The 2,052-nt window shown below is 77.9% G+C and carries 3 protein-coding genes; 1 reads left to right on the top strand and 2 read right to left on the bottom strand.

Translation table 11 applies throughout. The features are described 5' to 3' along the window. Nucleotides 1-681: thiamine-monophosphate kinase (locus Q6969_RS15250; RefSeq protein ID WP_396335563.1), on the bottom strand; the 681-nt coding region annotated here is incomplete at its 3' end. A 24-nt stretch (nt 682-705) separates the two neighbouring features. Between Q6969_RS15250 and Q6969_RS15245 the strand changes: the two genes are divergently transcribed. After that, nucleotides 706-1,212 carry a DUF3515 domain-containing protein gene (locus tag Q6969_RS15245; RefSeq protein ID WP_317231202.1) on the top strand — a complete coding sequence of 169 codons (507 nt, stop codon included), beginning with the start codon at nt 706-708 and terminating at the stop codon, nt 1,210-1,212. Here the strand turns inward: Q6969_RS15245 and Q6969_RS15240 are convergent. Next, the gene (locus Q6969_RS15240; protein ID WP_317231203.1) at nt 1,169-2,041 is read right to left on the bottom strand and encodes a glycosyltransferase family 2 protein; all 873 of its coding nucleotides are present in this window, start codon (nt 2,039-2,041) and stop codon (nt 1,169-1,171) included. The genes Q6969_RS15245 and Q6969_RS15240 overlap by 44 nt on opposite strands. Nucleotides 2,042-2,052: the final 11 nt, after the last annotated feature.

Here is a 2,052-nt window from a genome sequence, read left to right as displayed (position 1 = left end):
CGCGGCGCGCAGCTCCCGGGCGAGCCGCGCGTCGGGGACGGGCTCGCCGTCGGGACCCGCGCTCCGGGCCTCGTCGAAGAGCAGCTGCACGCCCGCGGCGGCCATGCCCAGGGTCCCGGCCACCGCGATCACGTCGCCCGGGCGTGCGCCCCCGCGGAGGACGGGCTCGCGCCCCTCGAGGTCGCCGGTCGCCGTGACGGTGATGACGAGCGCGTCCGAGACGGACAGGTCGCCGCCCACCACGCCGCAGCCCGGGGCCTGGAGGAGGCAGCCCTCGCGCAGGCCGTCGGCGAGGGCCTCCAGGTCGGCGACGCGCGTCCGGGCGGGCGCCGCGATCGCGACGAGGAGGGCCGTGGGGCGCGCGCCCATCGCCGCGACGTCCGCCAGGTTCGAGGTGGCGGCACGGCGGCCGAGGTCGTGCGGCGTCGACCACGCACGGCGGAAGTCGGGTCCCTCGATCATCATGTCGGTGGTGATCACGAACCGGCCGTCCGGGGCGCGCACGACCGCGCAGTCGTCGCCGGGGCCGATGTCCGCGGCGTCCGCGGCGGGCAGGCGGGCGACGATGCGGGCGAGCGTCGCCAGCTCGCCGGCGCTCCCGAGGGTCGCCGTGTCCGTGCCCCCTCCGTCCGGCCCGGCGTCGCTCGGATGCGCGGTCGAGGGCGTCCCAGGAGTCGTCACGACAGCCACGCTAGCCTGATCGGGATGTCTCCCCGCCGCCCCGCCCGCGCCCTGCGCACCGCCGCCGCAGCCGCCGCGTGCGGCGCCGCCCTCCTCCTCGCCGGGTGCTCCCCGACGGTCTCGCTCGAGGCCGCCCCGGCCGCGACCGACCCGCTCTGCGCCGACGTGGTCGTGCACCTGCCCGCGCAGCTCGGCACCGCGCCGCTGCGCGAGACGGACGCGCAGGGCACGGCGGCGTGGGGCGACCCGCAGAGCACCGTCATCCTCCGCTGCGGCGTCGCGACGCCCGGCCCGACCACCGACGCGTGCATCAGCTACGACGACGTCGACTGGGTGGAGGACAACTCCCGCTCCCCCGACATCCGGTACACGACCTACGGCCGCACCCCCGCCGTGGAGGTCGTCATCGACTCCACGCAGGCCAGCTACACGGCGCTCACCGACCTCAGCGGCGTCGTGGCCGTCATCCCCCAGGAGGCGCGCTGCGTCAGCGCGCAGGACCTGGGAGACGCGCCGCCGCCGGAGGGCTGACCGGCACCGGTCCCGTCGCCGCCGGACCGCGCCCCGCCGGGACGGCCCCGGCGGTGCGGCCGAGCCGGCGCTCGGCGAGCACGCGCCGTCCCGTGCGACCCCAGCGCAGCCACGGCAGCTCGTGCGGCCAGTGCAGCGTCAGCGACGTCATGCCGCGGCTCATCCGCAGCGGCAGCGTCGACGGGCGCGTCAGCGGACGCATGCTGATGCCCATGCGCAGGTGCGGGTCGAGCACGATGCGGCGCTCGGGCCCGAGGTGCACGGAGAGGTCGATGTCGTCGTGGAGGTGGGTGCCCTCGCGGTGCACCTCGGTGCGCACCTGGTGCCAGGCGTCCCGGCGGAGGGCGAAGTTCGACCCGAACAGCGGCGGGTGCCCGAGCGCGAGCGTCACCGACCCGAAGTAGGCGCCGAGGTAGGCGACCGCAGCGACGCCGCGCAGGGCCCGCGGGCCGTCGAGGAACCGCGCCGCCCCCGTCACGGCGGCGACGTCGGGTCGGGCCGCGAGGACGTCGCCGAGCCGCTCGATCCAGTCGGCGGGCGGCACGCAGTCCGCGTCGAGGCGCGCGATGACCTCGTAGCGCGCGGCGTCGTACCCGGTGCTCGCGGCCGCGGGGATCCCGACGACCGGCTCGTGCACGACGCGCGCACCGGCCTGCCGGGCGACGAGGGCGCTGTCGTCGCGCGACGCGTTGTCGACCACGACGACCTCGTCCGGCGCCACCGTCTGCCCGGCGAGGGCCTGCAGGCACGCGCGCAGGTGGCCGGCGTCGTCGCGCACGGGGATCACGACCGACACCGTGGGCCGCGCCGTCGCCCCGGGGCCGCGCAGCGCGACGTCCG

The organism is Clavibacter sp. MX14-G9D (genome assembly GCF_032917815.1).
Lineage (GTDB): Bacteria > Actinomycetota > Actinomycetes > Actinomycetales > Microbacteriaceae > Clavibacter > Clavibacter michiganensis_K.
Note: the sequence above shows the minus strand (reverse complement) of the source record. Positions and strands in the feature narration are given on the sequence as shown.

Coding starts and splice junctions, on each gene's coding strand:
- Q6969_RS15245 (WP_317231202.1), top strand. CDS start 706: ATGTCTCCCCGCCGCCCCGCCCGCGCCCTGCGCACCGCCGCCGCAGCC.